The organism is Curtobacterium sp. MCBA15_008, from assembly GCF_001865065.1.
Taxonomy (GTDB): domain Bacteria; phylum Actinomycetota; class Actinomycetes; order Actinomycetales; family Microbacteriaceae; genus Curtobacterium.
In genome coordinates this window covers 45018-67466 of record NZ_MJGN01000014.1, presented here as the reverse complement: position 1 = coordinate 67466, position 22449 = coordinate 45018, and the positions used below count along the sequence as shown (strand labels likewise).

18 protein-coding genes are annotated in these 22449 nt (G+C 73.8%); 9 read left to right on the top strand and 9 right to left on the bottom strand.

Going from position 1 to position 22449, the window contains the following annotated elements:
• The first annotated feature begins 32 nt into the window (after positions 1-32).
• A complete protein-coding gene (locus BIU96_RS07690) occupies positions 33-1139 on the top strand; it encodes a hypothetical protein (RefSeq protein WP_071292028.1) in 1107 nt (368 codons plus the stop codon).
• Between the two features lie 174 nt (positions 1140-1313).
• On the opposite strand, the gene BIU96_RS07685 is transcribed toward BIU96_RS07690, so the two are convergent.
• Together BIU96_RS07685 and BIU96_RS07680 are read right to left on the bottom strand one after the other, a co-directional pair.
• The gene (locus BIU96_RS07685; RefSeq protein WP_071292027.1) at positions 1314-2693 is read right to left on the bottom strand and encodes an O-antigen ligase; all 1380 of its coding nucleotides are present in this window, start codon (positions 2691-2693) and stop codon (positions 1314-1316) included.
• A 30-nt stretch (positions 2694-2723) separates the two neighbouring features.
• On the bottom strand, positions 2724-4856 hold the full coding sequence (locus BIU96_RS07680; RefSeq protein WP_083402736.1) for an acyltransferase family protein: 2133 nt from the start codon (positions 4854-4856) through the stop codon (positions 2724-2726).
• 89 nt (positions 4857-4945) lie between these two features.
• On the opposite strand from BIU96_RS07680, the gene manA reads away from it, so the two are divergent.
• The 5 genes from manA to BIU96_RS07655 all read left to right on the top strand — a co-directional run bounded on the left by manA (position 4946) and on the right by BIU96_RS07655 (position 12113).
• Positions 4946-6154, top strand: a complete 1209-nt coding sequence (gene manA, locus BIU96_RS07675) for a mannose-6-phosphate isomerase, class I (RefSeq protein WP_071292025.1) — start codon at positions 4946-4948, stop codon at positions 6152-6154.
• Between the two features lie 54 nt (positions 6155-6208).
• Complete coding sequence (galE, locus tag BIU96_RS07670; protein WP_071292024.1) at positions 6209-7171, top strand: UDP-glucose 4-epimerase GalE; 963 nt, start codon at positions 6209-6211, stop codon at positions 7169-7171.
• A 209-nt stretch (positions 7172-7380) separates the two neighbouring features.
• Positions 7381-7704: a WhiB family transcriptional regulator gene (locus tag BIU96_RS07665; RefSeq protein ID WP_071292023.1), complete on the top strand. Its 324-nt coding sequence runs from the start codon at positions 7381-7383 to the stop codon at positions 7702-7704.
• Between the two features lie 120 nt (positions 7705-7824).
• Positions 7825-10713: a glycosyltransferase family 2 protein gene (locus BIU96_RS07660; protein ID WP_139199893.1), complete on the top strand. Its 2889-nt coding sequence runs from the start codon at positions 7825-7827 to the stop codon at positions 10711-10713.
• Entirely contained in the window at positions 10710-12113 is a 1404-nt protein-coding gene (locus tag BIU96_RS07655; protein ID WP_071292021.1) for a DUF5719 family protein, read from the top strand. Before BIU96_RS07660 ends, BIU96_RS07655 begins: the two co-directional genes overlap by 4 nt.
• Before the next feature lie 55 nt (positions 12114-12168).
• Here BIU96_RS07655 and BIU96_RS07650 read toward each other — a convergent pair whose 3' ends face one another.
• Positions 12169-12609: a metallopeptidase family protein gene (locus BIU96_RS07650; protein ID WP_071292020.1), complete on the bottom strand. Its 441-nt coding sequence runs from the start codon at positions 12607-12609 to the stop codon at positions 12169-12171.
• 58 nt (positions 12610-12667) lie between these two features.
• On the opposite strand from BIU96_RS07650, the gene BIU96_RS07645 reads away from it, so the two are divergent.
• Both BIU96_RS07645 and ahcY read left to right on the top strand, forming a co-directional pair.
• Positions 12668-12883, top strand: coding sequence for a DUF3499 family protein (locus tag BIU96_RS07645; protein WP_071292019.1), 216 nt, complete (start codon positions 12668-12670; stop codon positions 12881-12883).
• A 107-nt stretch (positions 12884-12990) separates the two neighbouring features.
• The gene (ahcY, locus tag BIU96_RS07640) at positions 12991-14469 is read left to right on the top strand and encodes an adenosylhomocysteinase (protein WP_071292043.1); all 1479 of its coding nucleotides are present in this window, start codon (positions 12991-12993) and stop codon (positions 14467-14469) included.
• 274 nt (positions 14470-14743) lie between these two features.
• Here the strand turns inward: ahcY and BIU96_RS07635 are convergent, their stop codons facing one another.
• Positions 14744-15613, bottom strand: a complete 870-nt coding sequence (locus BIU96_RS07635; RefSeq protein ID WP_071292018.1) for an RDD family protein — start codon at positions 15611-15613, stop codon at positions 14744-14746.
• A 116-nt stretch (positions 15614-15729) separates the two neighbouring features.
• Here BIU96_RS07635 and BIU96_RS07630 point away from each other — a divergent pair, with 116 nt between their 5' ends.
• Positions 15730-16725 (top strand): stage II sporulation protein M, encoded by a 996-nt coding sequence (locus tag BIU96_RS07630; RefSeq protein WP_071292017.1) that lies wholly within the window; start codon positions 15730-15732, stop codon positions 16723-16725.
• Positions 16726-16735: 10 nt separating this feature from the next.
• Here BIU96_RS07630 and BIU96_RS07625 read toward each other — a convergent pair whose 3' ends face one another.
• Genes BIU96_RS07625 through BIU96_RS07605 form a run of 5 tightly spaced genes read right to left on the bottom strand, consistent with a single transcriptional unit; the run spans position 16736 to position 22413 of the window.
• Positions 16736-18100: a DUF58 domain-containing protein gene (locus tag BIU96_RS07625; protein ID WP_071292016.1), complete on the bottom strand. Its 1365-nt coding sequence runs from the start codon at positions 18098-18100 to the stop codon at positions 16736-16738.
• A complete protein-coding gene (locus tag BIU96_RS07620; RefSeq protein ID WP_071292015.1) occupies positions 18100-19095 on the bottom strand; it encodes a MoxR family ATPase in 996 nt (331 codons plus the stop codon). Before BIU96_RS07620 ends, BIU96_RS07625 begins: the two co-directional genes overlap by 1 nt.
• Positions 19092-20321: a DUF4350 domain-containing protein gene (locus tag BIU96_RS07615; RefSeq protein ID WP_071292014.1), complete on the bottom strand. Its 1230-nt coding sequence runs from the start codon at positions 20319-20321 to the stop codon at positions 19092-19094. The genes BIU96_RS07620 and BIU96_RS07615 overlap by 4 nt, the downstream gene beginning before the upstream one ends.
• Complete coding sequence (locus BIU96_RS07610; RefSeq protein ID WP_071292013.1) at positions 20318-20953, bottom strand: DUF4129 domain-containing protein; 636 nt, start codon at positions 20951-20953, stop codon at positions 20318-20320. Before BIU96_RS07610 ends, BIU96_RS07615 begins: the two co-directional genes overlap by 4 nt.
• Positions 20950-22413 (bottom strand): glycerophosphoryl diester phosphodiesterase membrane domain-containing protein, encoded by a 1464-nt coding sequence (locus BIU96_RS07605; RefSeq protein ID WP_139199891.1) that lies wholly within the window; start codon positions 22411-22413, stop codon positions 20950-20952. Before BIU96_RS07605 ends, BIU96_RS07610 begins: the two co-directional genes overlap by 4 nt.
• Positions 22414-22449 lie beyond the last annotated feature (36 nt).

The following is a 22449-nucleotide window of genomic DNA, read 5'->3' as shown; positions in this document are numbered from 1 at the left end:
GCTGGGCGCTGCCCGTCGCCGACTACGCGCTCGTGCTGTCCTGCGGGGCGTGCATCGTCGTCGGGGTCCTCGCCGGCGTGGTCTTCGTCTGCGCCCGCGACGTGGTGCCGGCGTGGCCGTTCCGCGTGCTGCTCGCCCTCCTCCCGGCCCTGCTGCCGCTCGCGCCGTACGAGATCAGCGGGAACGCCGCCAACCTGCACTGGTTCGCGCTCGCGGCGACGCCGTGGCTCTTCGCGTACCGCCCGCGGTCCTGGTGGGACTCCGGTGCGGTGGCGGTCGTGACGGCGTCCGTGGTGCTGAGCGAGCTGCTGACGGTGCTGTTCCTGCCGCTCCTGCTGCTCGCGTGGTTCCCGGTCCGTCCAAGCGCTGCCGACGCGCCGGGACGAGGTGGGGCGGCGCGGGCGCGAGTCGTCCCGGTGACGGTCGTCGCGCTCGCCGGAGGGGCCGCACAGGTGGTCACCGCGCTCACCGATCGCCGGACCTCGGTGCCCGGGTCGCCGTCCTTCCCCGACGTGGTCGCCGGCTGGGTGCTGCAACCCTTCGCGGCGCTCTGGAACCCGGACGTGGGCGTGGCGGTCCGGACCGTCGTCGCGCACGGCTGGGCGGTGGTGCTGGTCCCCGCCGTCCTCCTCGTCGCCGTGCTGGTCGCCGGCGTCGTGGTCGGTGACCGGCGTGCACGCTGGATCATCGTGGCGTTCGCCGCGGCGTCGGGAGCGGTGTGGTGGGCGGCGCTCCTCGCCAACGGCGGAGCGGCGCAGGCGTGGGCGGATCCGGTGGTCGGGCTCGCGGCCGTCCCGCCGCTGCGCTACGCCGCCGCGTCCGGCCTGTTGGTGCTCACCGCCGCGGTGGTCGCGGCGAGCGTGCTCGTCGCCGCCCCCGGCAGGGTGGACGTGCACCGGCCTGGAGGCGCGGCTCGCCTCCTCGCATCGGCCGCCGGCTGGTGCGTGGTCGCCGTGGTGGTCGTCGCGACGGTGGGCAACGTCGCGCCCGGTCCGACGCGGCGCAACGACGGGCCGGTGTGGGCGACGCAGATCCCGGCGGCGGTGGCGGCGTGCGAGGGCGACCCCGCGCGGACGGTCGAGGTCCGGAAGGCGCCGTGGACGGCGCAGGTGCCGTGCGTGAAGCTGCTCGGGCCCTGACGAGCGGGGCTGGTGCTGGTCCCGCGTGCGCGCCGGCGGGCGTGTGCTCCGGCCCGCGTGGGCGCTGGCGCTGGCCCGAGACTCGTGGTGAGCGACCGATCTCGCGGTGCGGACCCCGAGGAGTGTCGCTCAGCGCGAGACTCGGGGACCGGGGACCGGGGACCGCTGGGCGGGTCAGCGCGTGGTGGCCTGGCGGAACTCGCGGCGAGCGGGCGGCGTGCGCGGCCCGTCGCCCGTGGACAGCGGCTCGTCGCCGACCAGGACGATGCGGGACTTGATCGCGATGAGCGCGAACAGCACCCAGTTCCCCTGGTACAGCAGGCGCGACTCGGCGACGGACTGCACGAGCAGCGCGACGACGACCAGCAGCGGCAGGAGCGACACCGGGTCGAACGGCCGCGGCGCCAGGGACGCGTCGTAGCCGATGCGGGTCGCCGACGACCACGAACGGTTCAGCGTCGTGAGGACGTAGAGCGCGAACAGCAGGAGCCCGATGATCCCGGTCTGCATCCACACGTCGAGGTACGCGTCGTGCGCCTGCAGGTAGGTCACGCCCTTGCGGTGCGCCAGGTCCGCCAGGGTCGGGATGCTCGGCCACCAGTACCCGATCCAGCCCCATCCGATGACGGGGTGCTGGTCGACGAGCCCGAGCACGCGCTCCCAGATCTCGCCGCGGCCGGTCGCGTCCGCGCCCTTGCCGAGCAGCTCCGAGACCGTCCCGCGAGCGAGGAAGCCCACGACCGCGACGACCACTGCGCCGACCAGGACGACGAGGTAGCGCGGGGTCCGCCGCTCGGTCGGCACGCGGCGGATCCAGAGGGCGACGACGAGTGCGACCGCGACGACGAGGGTCGCCGCGAGGACGGTCGACGACCGCGTCAGGGCGAGGACGACCCCGGCGACGACGAGCCAGCCGATCGTCCGGTTCCGGCTGATCCGCCCCTCGGCGAACTGCACCGCCACGGCGATCGCGGCGAGCAGCGCGACCATCGCCAGCAGGTTCGCGTTGCCCGGCAGTCCCTGGATGCGACCACCGGTGAAGAGCTCGGCACGCGAGAAGTAGAAGGCGTCCGGGATGTCCCGGTCGCCGTAGTCGGTCCAGATCGGCACGATCGGGTGCCGGACGACCACGGCGACGACGGCCTCGAACACGAGCGACAGCATGAGCACCCAGCGGAACGCGAGGCTGAGCGCGTCGAGGATGCGGCGCCAGGTCAGCGTCGAGGCGACCGTGAACGCCATCGCGGCGCAGATCACCTGCACCGTGATGCTCGGGATCGTCGCCTGCCGCCAGTTCGACCAGACGACGGAGACCAGGCACCAGGCCAGGAAGAACCAGAGGGACCGCGGCGTCCGCGTGATCGGTGGTCGTGCCCGGACGAGGATCGTCACACCCCAGGCCGCGACGAGCGCCCAGAGGATGCCGGCGCCCACCCAGGTCAGCGAGTTGGGGACGGCGTCCCCGGCGAAGAGCACGAACAGCATCGTGGCGCCGAAGGCGAACGCCTCGCGCTCGGGTACGGTGCCGCGCGAGATCGGCCAGGTGTTCGTCACGGAGCCAGGGTACGTGTTCAACGACGGACGCTACTTCCGGAACGACCGGAGCGCGCCGGCGATCTCGTCGCCGAGGTACGGCGCGAGCGTCTTCGCGAAGGTGTTCGTCAGGTGCGTGCGGTCCCGGTGCACGAGGACCCCGCCGATCACCGCGGGGCAGCGGCTCGCGGTGCAGTACGAGTCGGTCAGGTCGAGGAGGCGCGCCGCACCCGGCATCCGCGCGACCGCCTCGGCCGAACCGTCGAACAGGCCGAGGCCGACCGAGCGGCTGGAGTCGCAGTCCGCGGTGGTCGGGCCGGTCATCTGCGCCACGCAGGCGACGACGTCGGGGCGTGCGGTCGGGTTGTCGCGGAGCGCCAGCACGGGGATGCCCGCGTCAGCGGCGGCGCCCCAGGCCTGCACCAGGCCGTCGACGACCGCGTCGTCCGCAGTCTGCCCGGGTCCGGGCTGCACGGGCATGTTGCCGGTCGAGTGCGTGGCGATCACCCCGTCGAGGTCCGGGTGCGTGCGGAGGTAGGTCATCGCCTCCCGCTTCCAGTCCTCGCACCAGACCCGCTGCTGGTCGGTGCTCGCCGGCTGGTGGGCGGTCGTCAGGTAGCAGCTCTGGTGCCCGGCGACGTCGATCCGCCAGTTCCGCTCCTTAGCGATGCGCTCGTAGGCGTCCACCAGGACGTTGTTGTGCGAGTCCCCGATCGCGATGAGGTGCTCCGTGTACCCGGTCCTCGGACCGAGCGAGCAGACGTTGAAGGCGCTCGAGGTGCTCGACCAGCAGGCGTCCCGGTTCGCGTCGTCGTCCACGGCGTTCGCGGCGGCGGGGACCCGGACGTCCGCGAGCGCCGGGTTGACGCACGGATCGGCCGACGCGATCCGAGCCGCGGCACCGAAGCACCGGACGTCGCCGCTGCTGAGCTTCGCGGCGAACTCGGCCGCCTGCACCTGCTGGACGTGCAGCGCCGTCAGCGACGCGGCCCCGAGCGCGATGACGACGAGGGTGCTCATTGCGCCGTAGAGGGCGACGCGTCGCGGCTTGAGCGCCTTCACCCACCCGGAGAAGCGGAGCGGCTCCTCGATGAACAGCGTGGTGACCGAGGCGATGACCACCGCGCCGACGAGGATTGCGACCTTGTCCTTGATCGTCAGTTCGTGCCGGAGCGCGATCGGCAGGATGACGACGGCCGGCCAGTGCCAGAGGTACACCGCGTAGGAGATCCGACCGAGGAACCCGATCGGCGCGATCCGTCCGATCCGCTGCAGACCGGAGTGCGCCCCGAACAGCACGACGAGCCCGGCGGAGACGACCGGCAGGGCCGCCGCGATGCCCGGGAACGGCGTGCTGCCCGTGATCACGACGAGCGAGGCGAGCAGCCCGGCGACCCCGAGCCAGGCACCGACGACCCGCACCGTCCGGGCTGGCGTGGTGCGTGGCGCCGTCAGCGGGATCGTCGCGGCGAGCCCGCCGAGCGCGAACTCCCACGCCCGGGTCGCCGTCGAGAAGTAGGCGACGCCCGGCGCGGTCGTGGTCTGCACGATGCTCCAGGCGAGGGAGAGCACGACCACGGCGCCGAGCACCACCTGCGCGACGGCGACGGGGGACGCACCGGTCCGCCGGGCGCGCCGCGCGGCCCAGAGCGCTGCGAGCAGGACGAGCGGGAGGGCGATGTAGAACTGCTCTTCGACCGACAGCGACCAGAAGTGCTGGAACGGCGAGGGCTGGTTGCCCTGCGCCAGGTAGTCGACGGAGTCGGCGGCCAGCTGCCAGTTCTGCACGTAGACGGTCGACGCGATGAGCTCGCGCCCGTACTGCCCCCAGAGCGCGTTCGGCACCCAGACGAGCACGGCCGTGCCGGTCGCCAGGATCGTGAGGAACGCCCCCGGCAGCAGTCGTTTCGCCCGTCGCGACCAGAAGCCGGCGAGTCCGATCCGGCCCTTGGCGGCGACCTCGCGGAGCAGGTGGCCGGTGATGAGGAACCCGGAGATGACGAAGAAGACGTCCACGCCGACGAAGCCGCCCGGCAGCCGGTGCGGCCACAGGTGGTAGAGGACGACCGAGAGCACCGCGAAGGCCCGGAGCCCCTGGATGTCCCACCGGGTCGGGTCCGACGACCGGGGGGATGCAGAGCGGAGGGATCGTCTGGTGGGCGACTCCACCGTGCTTGCAGCCATCGCGGCGATTCTAGTGTCGGGGCTCGGTCCGACGCGGGTGTCGGCGGGCGCGACTCGGACGCGGACGGCAGCGCCGGTAGGCTCGGCCCATGTTCCTCGGCATCACGAACACGCCCCGCGACTACGCCTGGGGCTCCGTCACCGCGATCCCCGAGCTCCTCGGCCGCACCGTCACCGGCGCCCCGCAGGCCGAGCTCTGGCTCGGTGCGCACCCGGGCAGCCCGAGCGTCGTCGTGAACCCCGCGATGGTGGGCGGTGCCGACACGCTCCTCGACTGGGTCGCCGCCGAGCCGGAGACCGCCCTCGGCGCCGACCGGACCGGTCTGCCCTTCCTCCTCAAGGTGCTCGCCGCCGCGGCCCCGCTGTCGCTGCAGGCCCACCCGACGCCCGAGCAGGCGCGCGAGGGGTTCGAGCGCGAGGAGGCCGCCGGCATCCCGATCGACGATCCGGCGCGGAACTACAAGGACCCGTTCCCGAAGCCCGAGCTCGTCGTCGCCCTGAGCGAGCGGTTCGAGGCGCTGAGCGGTTTCCGTCCCGTCGAGGAGACCCTGGCCGAGGTCGACCTGCTCGACGCCGGCACCGGCCGCCTCGGGCCGCTGCACGTGCACCTGCAGCACGGGCTCGAGGACACCGTGCGCTGGCTCGAGACCGCCGACGCCTCGGCCGTGGCGGTCGTGCAGGCCGCGAGCGACCTCGCCGCCGCGCTGCCGGACGACGCGCAGACGCCGAACACCGCGACCGTCCGTGACCTCGCGGAGGCGTACCCCGGTGACCCCGGCGTCGTGGTGTCGCTCCTCATGCACCGCGTCACCCTGTCCGCGGGCGAGGCGATGTACCTGCCCGCCGGCAACATCCACGCCTACCTCGACGGCCTCGGCATCGAGCTGATGGCACCCTCGGACAACGTGCTCCGCGGCGGACTCACGCCGAAGCACGTCGACGTGGCGGAGCTCCTGCACGTCCTCGACTTCACCGCCTACCCCGCGCCGGTCCTCGAGCCGGTGGCGGTGGGACCCGGGGTCGACCGCTTCGCGCCCGAGGGCGTCGGCTTCGCCCTGCTGCGCGTGACCGGCGACGGTCGCCCGGTCGGTCTGGGTTCGGGCGGCGTCGCGCCGCTGACCGGACCGTCCATCGCGATCTGCACCGCCGGGGTGGTCACCCTGGTCGGTGCGACCTCGGCGACGCTCCTGCGCCAGGGCGAGTCCTGCTTCATCACGCCGGACGAGGGCGACGTCACGGTCGAGGCCGACGCGACCGACGGCATCACGTCGACGGTGTTCATCGCAACGGGTGCGTGAAGCCGCACGCCGCGGCGAGGCGCTGGGCGATCCCGTTCCGCTAGCGTGGCCAGCATGAGTTGGCTGGTCACCGGCGGTGCCGGGTACATCGGATCCCACGTCGTCCGAGCGCTGCGCGCGGCGGGCATCGACACCGTCGCACTGGACGACCTGTCCAGTGGGTTCCGGGCGTTCGTGCCCGAGGACGTGCCGTTCGTCGAGGGGGCGATCCTCGACGGGGACCTCGTGGCGCGGACCCTGCGCGACCACCACGTCACCGGCGTCGTGCACGTCGCCGGCTTCAAGTACGCCGGGGTCTCGGTCGAGCGGCCGCTGCACACCTACGAGCAGAACGTCACCGGCATGGTGACCCTGCTCCGTGCGATGGCCGAGAACGGGGTCACGAAGGCCGTGTTCTCGTCGAGCGCCGCCGTGTACGGCACCCCGGACGTCGAGACCGTCGTCGAGGAGACCCCGAAGGCCCCCGAGTCCCCGTACGGCGAGTCGAAGCTCATCGGCGAGTGGTTGCTCCGCGACATGGAGGTGGCGGCCGGATTCACCACGACGTCGCTCCGCTACTTCAACGTGGTCGGCTCGGGGGAGCCGGACCTGTACGACGCCAGCCCGCACAACCTCTTCCCGCTCGTGTTCGAGGCGCTGCTGGCCGGCCGCACCCCGCGGATCAACGGCGACGACTACGACACGCCGGACGGCACCTGCGTGCGCGACTACATCCACGTCGCCGACCTCGCGCGCTCGCACGCCGTGGCCGCGCAGAAGCTCGAGGCGGGGGAGACCCTCGACCGCGCCTACAACCTCGGCAGCGGCGACGGCGTCAGCGTCCGGCAGATCATGGACGCGATGGCGACGGGCACGGGCATCGCCTTCGAACCCGAGGTCGCCCCGCGCCGCCCCGGTGACCCGGCGCGCATCGTCGCCACCGGCGAGGCTGCGGCGCGCGACCTCGACTGGGCGATGCGGCACACCCTCGACGAGATGGTCACCAGCGCGTGGGAGGCCCGCCGCCGCATCGGTTGACGCCCCGGATGCCGCGGACGTCGCCCGTCCGGCGTCCCCCGAAGCCCGGACAGACCGGGCGCGACACGCCCGTACGGGGGACATGACACGCCGGAACCGGCAGCACCTTCTATGATCCGCGACTTGACTCTCGCGAATGACACCGCTGTAATTACAGGCACGACAGCAATTGTTGTGGTCCCGTTATCGAGACGTCAGGGGTGATCAGGGTGAACGGTTCCGACTTCCACGCCGGAGTACCGGAGGACTGGCACGTCGACCCCGTCGCGCTCGGCGTCCCGGGTGTCCGACGGCCGGAGACCGACGACGAGGAGAACCCGCTCGCGTGGCAGGTGGACTCGCTGTGCGCGCAGACCGACCCGGAGGCGTTCTTCCCCGAGAAGGGCGGCTCGACGCGCGAGGCCAAGAAGATCTGCACCTCGTGCGAGGTCCGGTCGCAGTGCCTCGAGTACGCACTCGAGAACGACGAGCGCTTCGGCATCTGGGGCGGCCTGTCCGAGCGTGAACGACGCAAGCTGCGCAAACGCGCGTAGCCGCCCTGGAGGCGCGCCGCACGTCCGGCACGCACCGTGCGGTGAGCGCGCCCACAGGTTCACGGCGCGCCGACCTGCGCGACCGTCACCGCGCCTCCAGACCGTAGAGTGACGCCCGTCATGCAGCCCAGTTCCGCTCAGCCCCGGGTCACCGCGATCCTCGTCGCCGCCAACGGGGCGGACCACCTCGACCGGACCCTGGACGCCCTCGCCGCCCAGACCCGCCACCCGGAGAACCTGGTCGTCGTCGACGTCGGGTCGACCGACGGCTCGACCGCCGACCTCTCCTTCGGCGGCTCCGCCGAACTCCTCCGCCTGCCCGCCGGTCGCCCTTTCGGCGAGGCCGTCGCCCGCGGGGAACGCGAAGCGCCGCCCACCGTCGCGGACGAGCCGGTCGACGAGTGGCTGTGGCTGCTCGGACACGACAACGCGCCGTCGCCGACCGCGCTCGCCGACCTGCTGTCCGCCGTGGAGATCGCGCCGTCGGTCGTCGTGGCCGGTCCGAAGCTCGTGTCGGTCGACGACCCGTCGGTGATCCGCGCGTTCGGCGAGAGCATGACCCGCTTCGGCCGCTCCATCGCCCTCGTGCAGGACGAACTCGACCAGGGCCAGCACGACCGGCACACCGACGTGCTCGGCGTCGCCGCGGGCGGCATGCTCGTCCGTCGGTCGGTCTGGAACGAACTCGGCGGCTTCGACCCGGCGCTCCCGAACGTCGACGCCGCGCTCGACTTCTGCGTCCGCGTCCGCCTGGCCGGGCACCGCGTCGCGGTCGTGCCGGAAGCCCGCGTGACCACGGCCGGTCCGATCGAGGAGTTCGGCCGCAGGCGTGTCTCCGAGGGGCGCCGCGTGCGGATGCACCGGCAGGCGCAGCTGCACCGTCGGATGACCTACGCGCCCGTCGGGGTGCTCTGGATCCACTGGCTGACCCTCGTGCCGTTCGCCGTCGGACGTGCGATCGGACACCTCGTCGCGAAGCACCCCGCGGCCGTCAGCGCCGAGCTCGCCGCGGCCTTCGCGGTGGCGTTCGGCGGCGGCGTCGGGCGCGCCCGCCGGGTCCTCGCCCGGAACAAGAAGCTGGGGTGGGCGGCCGTCGAGCCGCTCCGCGTGAGCTGGCGACGGGTGCACGAACACCGGACGACCTCGCGCGACGTCGAACTCGCACGCGTCGAGGACGCCCCGATCGCCCGGGCCTCGTTCCTCGGCGACGGCGGGATCTGGGTCGTCCTGGCCGCGGCCGTCCTCAGCGTCGTGACGCTCTACCCGCTGCTCGGCTCGCCGGCGCTGACCGGCGGGGGGCTGCTCCCGCTGAGCACCGACGTCGCACGGCTCTGGCAGAACGTCGGCTACGGCTGGCACTCGATCGGCACCGGGTTCACCGGTCCGTCCGACCCGTTCGCCGCGATCGTGGCCGTCCTCGGGTCGATCACGTTCTGGTCGCCGTCGACCTCGGTCGTCCTGGTCATGCTCGTCGCGTTCCCGGTGGCCGCGCTCGGCTCGTGGTTCGCGATCCGCAAGGTCACCACGCGGACCTGGGTCCCCGCGATCGGCGCGGCGCTCTACACGATCGCGCCGACGCTCGTCGGGGCCGTCACGAGCGGGCACCTCGGTGCCGTGATCGCGCACGTGCTCCTGCCCTGGCTGTTCCTCGCCGTGCTCGAGGCGCACCGCTCCTGGGCGTGGGCGTCCGGCGCCTCGTTGCTGTTCGCCGTCGTCGCTGCCTCTGCGCCGTCGCTGCTGCCGGTGCTCCTCGTCGCCTGGCTGGTCTCCCTCGTCGTGGGCTGGCGCCGTGCGCACCGTCGGGTGTTCATCCCGGTGCCCGCCGCGGTGCTGTTCCTGCCCCTCGTGCTCGCCCAGGTCACGCGCGGCAACGTGCTGGCGGTCTTCGCCGACCCCGGTGTGCCCTCGGCCACCCGCGCCCCGTCCGCCTTCCAGCTCGCCATCGGCCAGCCGGTGCCGGACTGGAGCGGCTGGCTCCCGACCACGGCCGGCATGGGCACGCTCACCGCGATCCTGCCCGTGCTGATGGCCGTCCTCGCCCTGCCGATCGCCGCCGCGGCCATCGGCGCGATGCTCGGACACCGCTGGGCGGTGGCGGGTGCCTGCCTGGTCGTCGCCCTGCTCGGCTTCGCCACCGCGTTCGCCGCCACCCACGTGACCGTCACGGGCGTCGGGTCGACCACCACGATCATCTGGCCGGGCAGCGGGCTCTCCGTCTACTGGCTCGCCATCGTCGCGGCGGCGTGCATCGGGATCGACGTGCTGCCCCGCCTCGCTCCGGTCACCGGCCTCGTCGCGACGGTGCTCGCCGGTGTCGCGGTCGCGCCCGCCTTCGCGGCGTTCTACCTCGGCAACGCCGTCATCCAGCCCACCACCGGCCGGGTCCTCAGCGCGTACGTCAACGCCGAGGCACAGGCCAACCCCGACGTCGGCACCCTCGTGGTCGAACCGCAGACCGACGGCTCCCTCGCGGTGGCGCTCGAGCGCGGGCAGGGTTCGACGCTCGACGACCAGTCGACGCTCGACTCGACCGCGCTGACGCTGAGCCGCTCCGGGGCGCAGCTGGCGACCCTGGCCGGCAACCTCGCGAGCCGCAGCGGGTACGACCCCGAGCCGGCGCTCCGTGAGCTCGGCGTGAGCTTCGTGCTGCTCGACGACGTCTCCGACCCGTCCGACACCTCGGACGACTCCCGCGGGTCGAGCGGCTCCGCCGCGCAGGACGTGCACGACCGCGCGGCCGGGGCGATCGGGCAGAACGCGCTCTTCACCAGCATCGGCGAGACCACGAGCGGGCAGCTGTTCCACTACGAGGGCGACGTCGACCGGACCTCCACCGGGTCGGCCGGGGCGCACGCCACGCACGTGCTCTACCTCGTCGTGCTCGGCGTGGTCTTCGGTGCCGCGGCCCTGCTCGCCGTCCCCACCGCGCCCCGCCGTCGCCGTGCCACCTCGAACGTCATCGAGGCCGAGGAACCCGCCACCACCTTCGACGAGGAGCGCGACGAATGAGCACCACCCCCGCCTCCGTGCGCCGCTGGGTCGTCCGCGGGACCGCCACCGCGATCGCCGTGGTCGTCGCCGCCGGAGCCGTCACCGCGGCGCACGCCCTCGGCACGGAGTCCGAGCCGGGCCGTCCCGCCGGCAAGACGGTCGTGCCGGTGCCCGCGGACGCCGAGCGCGTGTGCGCCGGCAGTGCACTCCGCCTGTCCGACGACGCCGGCAACGACGCCACGAAGGCGAGCACCGTCGGCTCCGCCACGGTCGCGACGGCCACCACCGGGTCGACCGTCGAGCGGTCCTCGCTCGGGGCGTCGACGACCGGCGGCAGCGAACCGCGCCTGCTCACCGCCCCGGCCGGCGACACCACGCCGCAGGTCGCGGGCAGCAGCTACCAGAGCGTGTCCAGCGGCGACCTCGTCGGCGTGGGCGCCGCGTCGTGCGACGACCCGAGCCAGTCCACGTGGCTGGTCGGCGGCTCGACCGAGACCGGGCGCACCAGTCTCGTCACGCTCTCCAACCCGACCGATGTGAACGCCACCGTCGACCTGTCGATCTTCGACGACTCGGGCACGGTCAGCGCGCCGGGCACCACCGGGATCGTCGTCGCGCCGAACACGCAGAAGGTCGTGCCGCTGTCGGGCTTCGTGTCCGACCAGGGCTCCACCGTCGTGCACGTCGAGTCCTCCGGCGGCCAGATCGTCGCGCACATGCAGGAGTCGATCGTCCGGACGCTCACCCCCGGTGGCTTCGACGTCGTCTCCGGCGGAGCCGCACCGGCGCGGACGCAGATCATCCCCGGCGTCGTGCTGCAGGGCGCCCAGGAGGCGCAGCGCGGCGACGACACCGCCGACGCCGCGCCGATCGTCCGGCTGTTCGTCCCCGGGTCCGAGGCGGCTCGCGTCACCCTCGGCATCACCACCTCGGACGGCGGCGGCTCGACCGTGAACGCCACCGCCGAGCCGGGCGTCGTGACCGACGTCGCCCTCGACGACTTCCCCAACGGCCGGTACTCGTTCACGGTCACGTCGACCGAGCCGATCGTGGCCGGGGCCCGCACCACGACGCCCACCGAGGACGGTCGCACCGACCTCGGCTGGTTCGCGTCCGCCGAGCCGCTCGGGCGGTCGACGATCACCGCGCTCGCGCCGGGGGACAACCAGCGGCTGACGATGGTGAACCCGACGCGCTCGGACGCCACGGTGACGATCCGCACCGGTGACGAGGAGCAGCGGGTCGACGTGGTCGCCGGCGGTACCAGCACGGTCATCGTGCCCCTGTCGAAGCAGCTCACGCTCACCGGCACGAAGGGCTTGGTCGCCGGGGTGACGTACATGGGCAGCTCGGGCATCGCCGGGTTCCCGGTGCGCGCGGCGACCGAGGTGTCGACCCCGGTGCGCGTGTACCCCTGACCCCGGGGGAGTGTGGCCCGGCGGTCGCCCGCGGGGGCGCTTCGCGCGGCTCAGCTCACCAGTGTCGGTAGCGGTCCGGCGCCAGGTCCCACGGGTCCTTGTCGATCAGCTCGCCGACCGCACGGAACACCGCCGTCTCGATGATGACCCGCTTGTCGGTGTCGTCCTTCTCGGGGCTCCGCGTGACCCGTTCGACGGGGATCCGGAAGACGGTGACGCGTCGGGCCTCGCGGTCGACGCGCCACCGCGGCATGTGGTCGGGCGTCGCGGAGTCGGTGGGCATGTCGGCCACCTGGAACACGACCCCGTCGAGCTCGTCCGGCCAGAGCCCGATCAGGTAGTGCGCCGTGTCGCCGACGATCCGGTCGAAGGTCTCGGCACGCGTGATGACGGGTGCGAGGTCCGGACCGGTCACGCTCGAGCGTCCGCCCCGACCGTGCCGGGAGCGGCCTCGGCCACGGTCCACCGGGGTGACGAGGGGAGTCCTGCGACGCATCCCCACATCGTACGCGCGCGGTGCCCGGCGGCCGCACTCCGATAGGGTCGGGGTCGGTATGGACGTGAGGATCTGCAGCAAGGTCGCCTGCGGCGCGAGCGCTGCGTCGACCCTGACGTACGACTACGGCGACTCGATGGTCGTCGTCGGCCCCCTCTCGACGCGGGTCGAACCGCACGGCTACGACCTCTGCGCACGGCACGCCGCCACCCTGCGGGTGCCCCGCGGCTGGCAGGTGGTGCGGCGGGAGCCGCTCCGCCGCGACGCCGACTGACGGCCCCGACTCGTCCAGTCCTCCACAGGGCACCGGACTGGAGGCACGACCCACGTGACCGACGTCGGCTGACGACCCGCGCCTCCCGGCGTGGAAGACTGATGGGCATGCCCACCGAAGCCCGTACCGCAGTACCGTTCCGCGTCGCCGACCTCTCGCTCGCCGAGGCGGGCCGACACCAGATCCGTCTCGCCGAGAACGAGATGCCCGGGCTGATGTCCCTGCGCGAGGAGTTCGGTGCGTCGCAGCCGCTGGTCGGCGCGCGCATCGCCGGGTCGCTGCACATGACGGTGCAGACGGCCGTGCTGATCGAGACCCTGGTCGCGCTCGGCGCGCAGGTCCGCTGGGCCAGCTGCAACATCTTCTCCACGCAGGACGAAGCCGCGGCGGCGGTCGCCGTCGGCCCGACCGGCACCTCCGAGTCACCGGCCGGCGTGCCGGTGTTCGCCTGGAAGGGCGAGACGCTCGAGGAGTACTGGTGGTGCACCAGCCGCATCTTCGACTGGACCGCCGAAGCAGCCGAGGCCGGTGCCGACTGGGCTGGCCCGAACCTCATCCTCGACGACGGCGGTGACGCGACGATGCTCGTGCACACCGGTGCCGACGCCGAGGCAGCGGGCCGTGTGCCCGACGCTGGCGCCGACGCGAGCGCCGAGTGGAAGATCGTCCTCGACACCGTCGCGGCGTCGCTGCAGGAGTCGAGCGACCGCTGGACCCGCATCGCCGCGGAGATCGAGGGCGTCACGGAAGAGACCACCACGGGCGTCCACCGCCTGTACGAGCTCGCCCGCTCCGGCGAGCTGAAGTTCCCGGCGATCAACGTCAACGACTCCGTCACGAAGTCGAAGTTCGACAACAAGTACGGCATCCGGCACTCGCTGCCCGACGGCCTCAACCGTGCGACCGACGTCCTCATCGGCGGCAAGGTCGCGTTCGTCGTCGGCTACGGCGACGTCGGCAAGGGCGCGGCCGAGGCGCTGCGCGGCCAGGGCGGCCGGGTCATCGTGTCCGAGGTCGACCCGATCTGCGCGCTCCAGGCCGCGATGGACGGCTACCAGGTGGCACGACTGGCCGACGTCGCCGACCAGGTCGACATGGTGATCACGTGCACGGGCAACCTCGGTGTCGTCGGCGTCGACGAGATGCTCGCGCTGAAGCACCTGGCGATCGTGGCGAACGTCGGACACTTCGACAACGAGATCGACATGGCCGGGCTCGAGGCGCTTCCCGGGGTCGAGAAGGTCGAGATCAAGCCGCAGGTGCACGAGTGGCGCCTGCCGACCGGCCGGTCGATCCTGGTGCTGTCCGAGGGCCGGCTGATGAACCTCGGCAACGCGACCGGGCACCCGTCGTTCGTGATGAGCAACTCGTTCACGAACCAGGTCCTCGCGCAGATCGAGCTGCACACCCGTCGCGAGGAGTACCCGACGGGCGTGTACGTGCTGCCCAAGCACCTCGACGAGAAGGTCGCGCGCCTGCACCTCGACGCGCTCGGCGTGCAGCTGACCGCGCTGCGTGCGGAGCAGGCGGCGTACATCGGCGTGCCGGTCGAGGGCCCGTACAAGCCGGAGCACTACCGCTACTGAGCCGGGCCGGCGGGCTCGTCTCCGTTCCACAACCGAAGTCACCCCGAACCGCGTCAACGCGTGGTTCGGGGTGACTTGCGTTGTGCGGGGCGGCGGGGCGGCGCGGCGGGCGCCCACCGGCCGCGCACCGGCCGCGCGCCAGCCGCGCACGGCGATGCACCCCTGCACGGACGTCGCGCCCACGCACACCGGGGCGCGACGCTCGCGCGGGGGTGCGATCGGTCGGAGCGGACGCCGCGACCCGAAGCGCCGCGCCGCGCCGCGAAGCAGCGCCTCAGCGCGGGAAGCCCGGGGGCCGCGCCGTCGCCGACTCCGCTGCGCGGTCGAGCACCTCGGCCCGGGAGCGCAGCGCCCGGACGTCCCGCGACCGCCGCAGCACGACGACGCCGGCGAGGAAGACCTCCGGGTGCACGGGCGGCACCGGGTGCGCGTACTCCGCGACCGCCGCGGCGAGGGTCCGCGCCGTCGCCTCCCGCACCTCGGGGCGCAGGTCCGCTGCACCGCGGAAGAACGCACCGAGCCGGTTCTCGAGCTGCTGGGGGAGCGCCGACACGTCGGCCAACCCGGCCCACTGCACGAGTTCGACGGGCAGGAGCACCTCGGGGTCGCGGTGCTTCGCGGCCCGCTCGTGCTGCACGAAGGTTCCCGCGAGCAGGTCCCCGAGCCGCCGCGGGCGGGCGCCGAACAACGCGACGAGCAGGGCCACCGAGCCGAGCGTCATCCAGAGTTCGAACACCCCGACGAGGGCTCGGGTGAACGCGTGCCGGAACCCGATCGCCCCGCCGTCGAGCCGCACCACCCGTGTGCCGGTCGCGTAACGGCCGACGCTCTTGCCGCGCGTGACGGTCTCGACCGCGGCGGGCACCAGCACGAGGACACCCACGAGCACCCCGATGTCGAGCGCGGCGGCCCAGGCGTCGTCCAGGTCGCTCGGCCAGACGCGGGACAGCCCGGCCAGGAGCATGAGGTACAGCGCGAGCGCGCACACCGCGTCGAGGAGCGCCGACGCGAGGCGCAGGGCGATGCCGGCGGGCTGGACGTCGAGCGCCACCGCCTCGCCGACGACGAGCTCGTCGCCCGGATCGTCGAGAGCGCGGACGAACCGGGGATCGGCGAGGTCACGCGGCGCGCGGGTCTTCGGCATGGGATCATCATGGCGGAGACCATCGCCGGTCGCCCAGGACGGCTCCGGCACGGCGGCCGACGCACGAGCACGACGAGCAAGACAGCACGACCGAGGACGACGAGCGGGGGAGACGCGTGGACCTGGACGCCTACAGCGAGGTGCACCGCGAGCGGTGGCAGGAACTCGACCGGCTCGCCCGCGCGCGGCACCAGTCAGGCGCAGACGTCGACCGCCTCGTGTCCGGCTACCAGGAGGCCGCAACCGACCTCGCCCGCATCCGCCGCGCCGCACCCCGCACGGCCGTCGGCGACCGGCTGTCGCTGACCCTGTTCCGTGCCCGTCTCCGCTTCACCGGCACCCCGGTCGACCCGGTCACGGCGATCACGGCCTTCTTCGTCCTGCAGCTGCCGGCCTCCCTGTACCGGATCCGGTGGGTGACGATCTGGGTCGCGGTCGCGACGGCGGCGATCGCCGCGATCGTCGCCGTCTGGATCAGCACGACCCCCGGCGCGACGGCCACCTTCGGGACACCGGAGGCGCTCCGGCAGTACGCGACGCAGGACTTCCAGGCCTACTACTCCGACCACGGGCTCGGGGCGTTCACGGCGCAGGTGTGGACGAACAACGCCTACATCGCGGCGACGATGGTGGCCTTCGGCATCACCGGTCTCTTCGTCCCGTTCTCGATCGGGCAGAACGCGATCAGCCTGGGTGTCTCGGCCGCGATCATGCACTCCGAGGGACGGCTCGGCGACTTCTTCCTGTACATCGCGCCGCACGGGCAGCTGGAGCTCTACTCGGTGTTCCTCGCGGCCGCCGCCGGACTGATGATCTTCTGGTCGTGGGTCGCCCCCGGCGCCCGCACCCGCGCGCAGGCCCTCGCCGAGGACGGCCGAGCCCTCATCACGATCGCCGTCGGCCTGGCCCTGACGCTGCTGCTCTCCGGCATCGTCGAGGGCACGGTGACGCGGCAGGACTGGCCGTGGCCGGTGAAGATCGGCATCGGCACGCTCGCGCTCGCGGCGGTGCTCTGGTACCAGTGGGTGCTCGGCGGCCGGGCACACCGGGCAGGGGAGCGCGGCGACCTCGAGGAGTTTGAGCGCGGCAGCACGGCGCTCGTGGCCGGTTGACGCCGGTTCGCTACAGCCGGCCGGTCGCCTTCGCCCGGATGTAGGCATCGGCGACGAGCGGTGGCACCTGCTCCGGCGTCGCCCGGACGACCTCTGCCCCCGCCCGTCGCGCGACGTCGGCGATCCCGTCGGCGTCGAGCAGGGTGCGTTCCGCGGCGGCCCGCCGGTACACGTCGCGCTCCGCACGGGCCGGGAGGGACGGCGTGCGTCCGCCACGCAGCCCGCGCTGCCGTGCGGTCGGCTCCGGGGCCGCGCTCGCCTCCCCGCGAGCCATCCGCTCGACGGACGGGTCGGTGACGGACGTCACGAGCACGGCGTGCCGACGGGAGAGCCTCGGGAGCACCGCGAGGAGGTCGCCGGACGCGCCGACCGAGTCGAGGCTCGAGACGAGCACGACGAACGCGCGGGACGTGGTGATCGAGTCGACGATGCCCGGCACGGCGGACCAGTCGGTGGCGGCGAGTCCGGGTTCCGCGAGCGCCAGGGTCTCGCCGAAGCGCTGGACGACGTCCGTGCGGGTCGCCCCGTGCACGCGACCGCGGACGGCGTCGTCGAGCACGGCCAGGTCGACCCGGTCGCCCGCGGCGGCCGCGAGCGCGCCGAGCAGCAGTGCCGACTCGATGAAGGTGTCGAGACGGGGTTCGTCGTCGACCCGGCCGGCACCGGCACGGCCGGCGTCCACGACGACGATCACGCGCCGGTCCCGTTCGGGTCGCCAGGTCCGGACCACGAGGTCCTGGCGTCGGGCGGTCGCCCGCCAGTCGATCGACCGGACGTCGTCGCCCCGCACGTAGTCCCGCAGCGAGTCGAACTCGGTGCCGTGGCCACGGAGCTGCAGGGTCGTCTCCCCGTCGAGCTCCCGGAGCCGTGCGAGTCGTGAGGGCAGGTGCCGCCGGGATCGGAACGGCGGCGTCACGACGAGTTCGGCCGGCACGTGCAGGACGCGCTGCCGTGCGGCGAGGCCGAGCGGACCGAAGGCACGGACGGCGACGCCGGCGCTGACCCGACGCCCACGGCGGAACGGCGCGAACCGCATCCGGGCGGTCCGCCGTTCGCCGGCGGGGACGTGCAGTCGCGTTCGGCGGGGTTCGTGCCCGGCCGAGGGCTCCCACATGTCCCGCACGACGCCCCGCAGCGTGCGGGAGCCGTCGTTGGCCAGGACGAGCGTGCCGTCGGCGGTGGTGTCGCGGCGTGCGAGGCGCGGCATCCGCCGTTCCACCCGGACCCGGCCGAGGTCGGCGGCGAGCACCACGTCGAGCACCGCGGCGAGGACGACCACACCCGCCCACGCCGCGCCGGCCCACCCGCTGCCGAGCATCACGGTGGGCACGATCGCGACGGCGAGCAGCGCGACGAACCGGCCGGAGATCGCCACTAGATCGGCACCCGGACCTGCTCGAGCACCTGCTGCAGGACGCCGTCCGCGCCGACGCCCTCGAGCTCGGCGTCGGCGGCGACCCGGAGCCGGTGCCGCCAGACCGGCAGGAGCATGGCCTGCACGTGGTCCGGGGTGATCGCCTCGTAGCCGGTGAGCCACGCCCAGGCCTTCGCGGCGGCGAGCAGCGCGGTCGCACCACGCGGGCTCACACCGACCCGGACGGACGGCGCCTGGCGAGTCGCACGGGCGAGGTCGACGATGTACGCCAGCACGTCGTCGCGCGCACCGACTGCGCGGACGGCGCGCTGCGCTGCGAGGACCTCGTCGACGCCGACCACGGGGACGATGCCGGCGGACCGCACGTCGCGCGGCACGAAGCCGTCCGCGTGCCGGCGGAGCACCTGCCACTCGACGTCACGGGGCGGCACGTCGAGCGTGAGCTTCATCAGGAAGCGGTCGAGCTGGGCCTCGGGGAGGGTGTAGGTGCCCTCGAACTCGATCGGGTTCATCGTCGCCGCGACGAAGAACGGGTCGGGGAGCGGGCGGGCGTCGCCGTCGACGCTGACCTGTCGCTCCTCCATCGCCTCGAGCAGTGCGGACTGCGTCTTCGGGGGCGTCCGGTTCACCTCGTCGGCGAGGAGCACGTTCGTGAACACAGGGCCCTCGCGGAACGGGAAGGTCCCCGTCGAGGCGTCGTACACGAGCGACCCGGTGACGTCGCCGGGCATGAGGTCCGGGGTGAACTGGATGCGCTTGGTGTCGAGCGACATCGCGGCGGCGAGGCTCCGGACCAGCAGGGTCTTCGCGACGCCGGGCACGCCCTCGAGCAGGACGTGCCCCTGGGCCAGGATGCCGACGATCATGCCGGACACCGCGCCCTCCTGTCCGACGACGGCCTTGCCGACCTCGGCGCGGAGCCGGCCGAAGGCGTCCCGGAGCGGATCGGCCGTCGCCTGCGGCTGCGGGGTCTGGGTGGGGGACGGATCGGTCACGGTCGTGCTCCTCGTCGGTCGTGGTCGGTCGGTGTGCCGCCGGTGGTCGCGGTGGTGACGGCGCGTTCGAGCTCGTCGAGCGCGGCCGCCCCGGCGACGAGCGCGCGGTCGTCCGGTGTGGTGCCGCCCACGAGCACGGCGCCGACCCGACTGTCCGGGATTCCGGTGGCGCGGGCCGCGGCGCGGACGACGTCGTCGACGTGCGCCGAGCGGGGCAGCCCGAGTCGGCGGCCGATCCGGTGGACGGCAGCGATGCGCAGGGTGTCGAGGGCGTGGGTCCGGTCGCGGGTGCGGGCGGCGAGGCGGGCTCGTCCCTCGGTCGTCTCCGCCGCGCGGACGACGACCGGCATCCGCTCGACGACGAGCGGCCCGAGTCGTCGTCCACGCCTGACGCCCGCGGCGACCGCGACGAGGGCGAGCAGCGCGAGGGCGCTCGGGACCCACGGCGGTGCGAGGGAGCCGAGCGTCGGCGCCGCGTCGGGGGTGCCGGGTGTCGGGGTGTACCAGGTGAGCGAGTCGTCCCCGCCGAGCAGGCCGAGGGCGAGCGCCGCGTTGCCGGCGGTGGTGATCGTGTCGTTCCGGAAGGCCGCGGTCGTGCCGACCAGGGTCACGTCGCCGCCGCGGGTCGCGGTCCGCACGAGGCCGTAGGCACGCTCGTCGCCGCTGCCGCTCGAGGCGCACAGCGTCGTGCCGGCGGGGACCGGGTCACCCTCGGGCACCCGGTACGCGACCCCTGCCGTCGAGACCCGTCGAGCGTCCGAGGCGGCCGGGATGTCACAGGTCCGCGTCGACGCCGTCTCGGTCCCGCCGACCTGTGCGGCCGGCTCGACGTCGAGCCCGAAGGCGTCGAGCGGTGCGGCGCCGGTCGAGACGAGCACCACGTGGGAGGCCTCCCGCGCGAGACGGCGTGCGACGGCGGGGTCGAGCGCACCCCGCGCGTCGTCGACGAACACCGTGCCGCCGGTGATGCCGTCGGCACGGTCGACGACCCGGACGTCGGTGCCCTGCTGTTCGAGCACCCGGACGAGCGCCTTCGACCCGCTCGCGGTGGTGGACGTCGGGTCGAGCTCGGCGCTCGCGGGGCCGTCGGCGCTCTGGACGACCGCGGTGAGGGCGGCGAGGAGCAGGCCGACGAGCACGATCGCGACCCAGAACACGACGCGGGAGCGGCGTCCCTCCCGCCGGGGTGCGGCGCGCTCGGCCGGCGCGGTCGTCGTCGCGGTCACGCGGGCACCGCCGGGGTGGTGCGGACCGGGCGCGCGGTGCGCACGGCGTGTTCGGTGTCGAGGACGTCGCGCGCTGCGGCCTCGGTGGCGGCCGCCCCGAGGTACCGGACGGCGTCGAAGGTCGCGGCGGCGCGGTCGAGTCGGGTCGCCTCGGCCGGGAACACGACCGCGGCGCGACCGGCGATGGCCCGGGCCGTGGCGCCGGGGACGTCCGGCACGAGGTCGCGTTCGCCCAGTCCGCGGGCGAGGGCGCGGTAGCCGTCGAGCACCGCGCGTGACCAGTCCCCGGAACGGAGGGCGGTGCGGGCGTCGTCGGCGATCGCGCGGGCGGGGCGGAGGTCGTCGTCGTCGAACACGCCGCCGGTGTCGGTACCGGCGAGACGGGCACGTCGGCGGGGGAGTCCGCGGGCGACGACCACCAGGACCACGACCGCGACGAGCACCACGACGGCGATCCAGAGCAGGGTGTGCGCGACGACGGGCGAACCGAGGCCGTCCGCGCGGAACGAGCCGAGCCAGTCGAGGAACGACCGGGAGGCACGGTCCCACCAGGTCACGTGGGCGCCGTCGTACTCGGACCGCTCGAGTTCGCGTTCGAGCAGGCGGCGGGCCTCGTCCGGGTCGACCGTCACGCGCGGTCGTCCGGCGGGAATCGGTCGGGTGCGCCACCCCACCGCGGCGGCTGCGGCCCCTGCGGCGGATGCGCCGGCTGCGCCTGCTGCGGCGGCCACGGCGAGGGCGGTGCGGGCTGGCCCTGCGGCTGCCCGGGCCACGGCTGCTGGCCGTACGCAGGCTGCTGGCCGTACGCCGGCCGCTGCCCAGGCCATTGCTGCTGCCCGGGCCACTGCTGCTGCCCGGGCCACTGCTGCTGCCCGGACCACGGCGGCCGGACGACCTGCGGCGCGGGCGCGAACGGGTCGGAGGGCTGCCCCGTCTCGAGGTGGGACGCGATGCGCTGGTCGAGCGCCTCGGTCCGGATCCGCCGGTCGATCGCCAGGAACGTCGTGACGGACGCGCTCAGCACGTCGGTGATGCACTGCACCGCGATCCCGAGCAGGCTGCCGACCACGATCGCGACGACCCCGGCCACGCCGGCACCGGTCGAGACGTCGGTCTGCCCGAGCGGGTCGAACGTGCCCCCGACGAGCACGGCGCCGATGGTCAGGGGGAAGGACGCGATCGACACCGCGAAGCCGAACATCGCCTGCACGAGCAGCAGGATGCCGAACGTGCGCCAGAACGCCCCGCGGGTGAGCCGCCACGACTGGGCGGCGGCGGCGACGACGCTCCGGCCCTCGAGGGCGATCGTCGGGACGGTGAACGCGAAGCGGGTGCCGAGCCAGACCACGACCACGCCGAACCCGGCGAACAGCCCGAAGATCGCGAGCACGAACCCCCACGCGTTCGACCGGCCGGCGGCGAGCGCGGCGATGAAGCCGATCAGCAGCAGGACGAACACGATCCCGATCACGAGCCCGGCCGCCAGCTGCAGGAGGATCCAGGCGACGACCGGCCACCGTCGTCCGGCGAGGAGCGCCCAGATGCCGCGGAAGGTCCCGCGGCGCCCGAGGACTCGCTGCCCGACGTCCGCGGCGACCGGCGCGACGAGGAAGCCGCGCGCGAGGAACGCCAGGAAGGGCAGACCGGCGGACAGGAGGAGCCACAGGGTGACGGATCCCGCGAGGATCGACTCGGTGCCGCTGCCGCCGTCCACCGCGGACAGCATCCGCGACTGCACGGCACGCTGGCCGAACGCGCTGACGAGCGTCGAGAGCAGCCCGAGGACGCCGCTCAGCAGGACGCTCCAGAGGAGGAGCACACGGGCGTTGCGCCGGAACACCGTGAACGCGCCGCCGAGCACGTCGCCGAGGCCGAGCGGGCGCAGCGGGATGACCGGACGCGACCCGACCGGCGGCGCGGGTGTGGGCTGTGGACCCGGCCACGGGCCGGACGGCTGCGGACCGCCGGGCTGCTGCGCGCCTCCAGGCCAGGACCCAGGCCCACCGGACCCAGCCGCACCAGGCCCACCGGACCCGGCACCACCGGGCGCACCTGGCCCACCGGAGCCACCCGGTACCTGCCAATCCGACATCGCCGCCCCCTCGTCGCCCTCGACCGCGCAGCGGAG

Coding starts and splice junctions, on each gene's coding strand:
- BIU96_RS07645 (WP_071292019.1), top strand. CDS start 12,668: ATGGACGTGAGGATCTGCAGCAAGGTCGCCTGCGGCGCGAGCGCTGCG.
- galE (WP_071292024.1), top strand. CDS start 6,209: ATGAGTTGGCTGGTCACCGGCGGTGCCGGGTACATCGGATCCCACGTC.
- BIU96_RS07660 (WP_139199893.1), top strand. CDS start 7,825: ATGCAGCCCAGTTCCGCTCAGCCCCGGGTCACCGCGATCCTCGTCGCC.
- BIU96_RS07635 (WP_071292018.1), bottom strand. CDS start 15,613: ATGCCGAAGACCCGCGCGCCGCGTGACCTCGCCGATCCCCGGTTCGTC.
- BIU96_RS07605 (WP_139199891.1), bottom strand. CDS start 22,413: ATGTCGGATTGGCAGGTACCGGGTGGCTCCGGTGGGCCAGGTGCGCCC.
- BIU96_RS07655 (WP_071292021.1), top strand. CDS start 10,710: ATGAGCACCACCCCCGCCTCCGTGCGCCGCTGGGTCGTCCGCGGGACC.
- ahcY (WP_071292043.1), top strand. CDS start 12,991: ATGCCCACCGAAGCCCGTACCGCAGTACCGTTCCGCGTCGCCGACCTC.
- BIU96_RS07650 (WP_071292020.1), bottom strand. CDS start 12,609: ATGCGTCGCAGGACTCCCCTCGTCACCCCGGTGGACCGTGGCCGAGGC.
- BIU96_RS07680 (WP_083402736.1), bottom strand. CDS start 4,856: ATGGCTGCAAGCACGGTGGAGTCGCCCACCAGACGATCCCTCCGCTCT.
- manA (WP_071292025.1), top strand. CDS start 4,946: ATGTTCCTCGGCATCACGAACACGCCCCGCGACTACGCCTGGGGCTCC.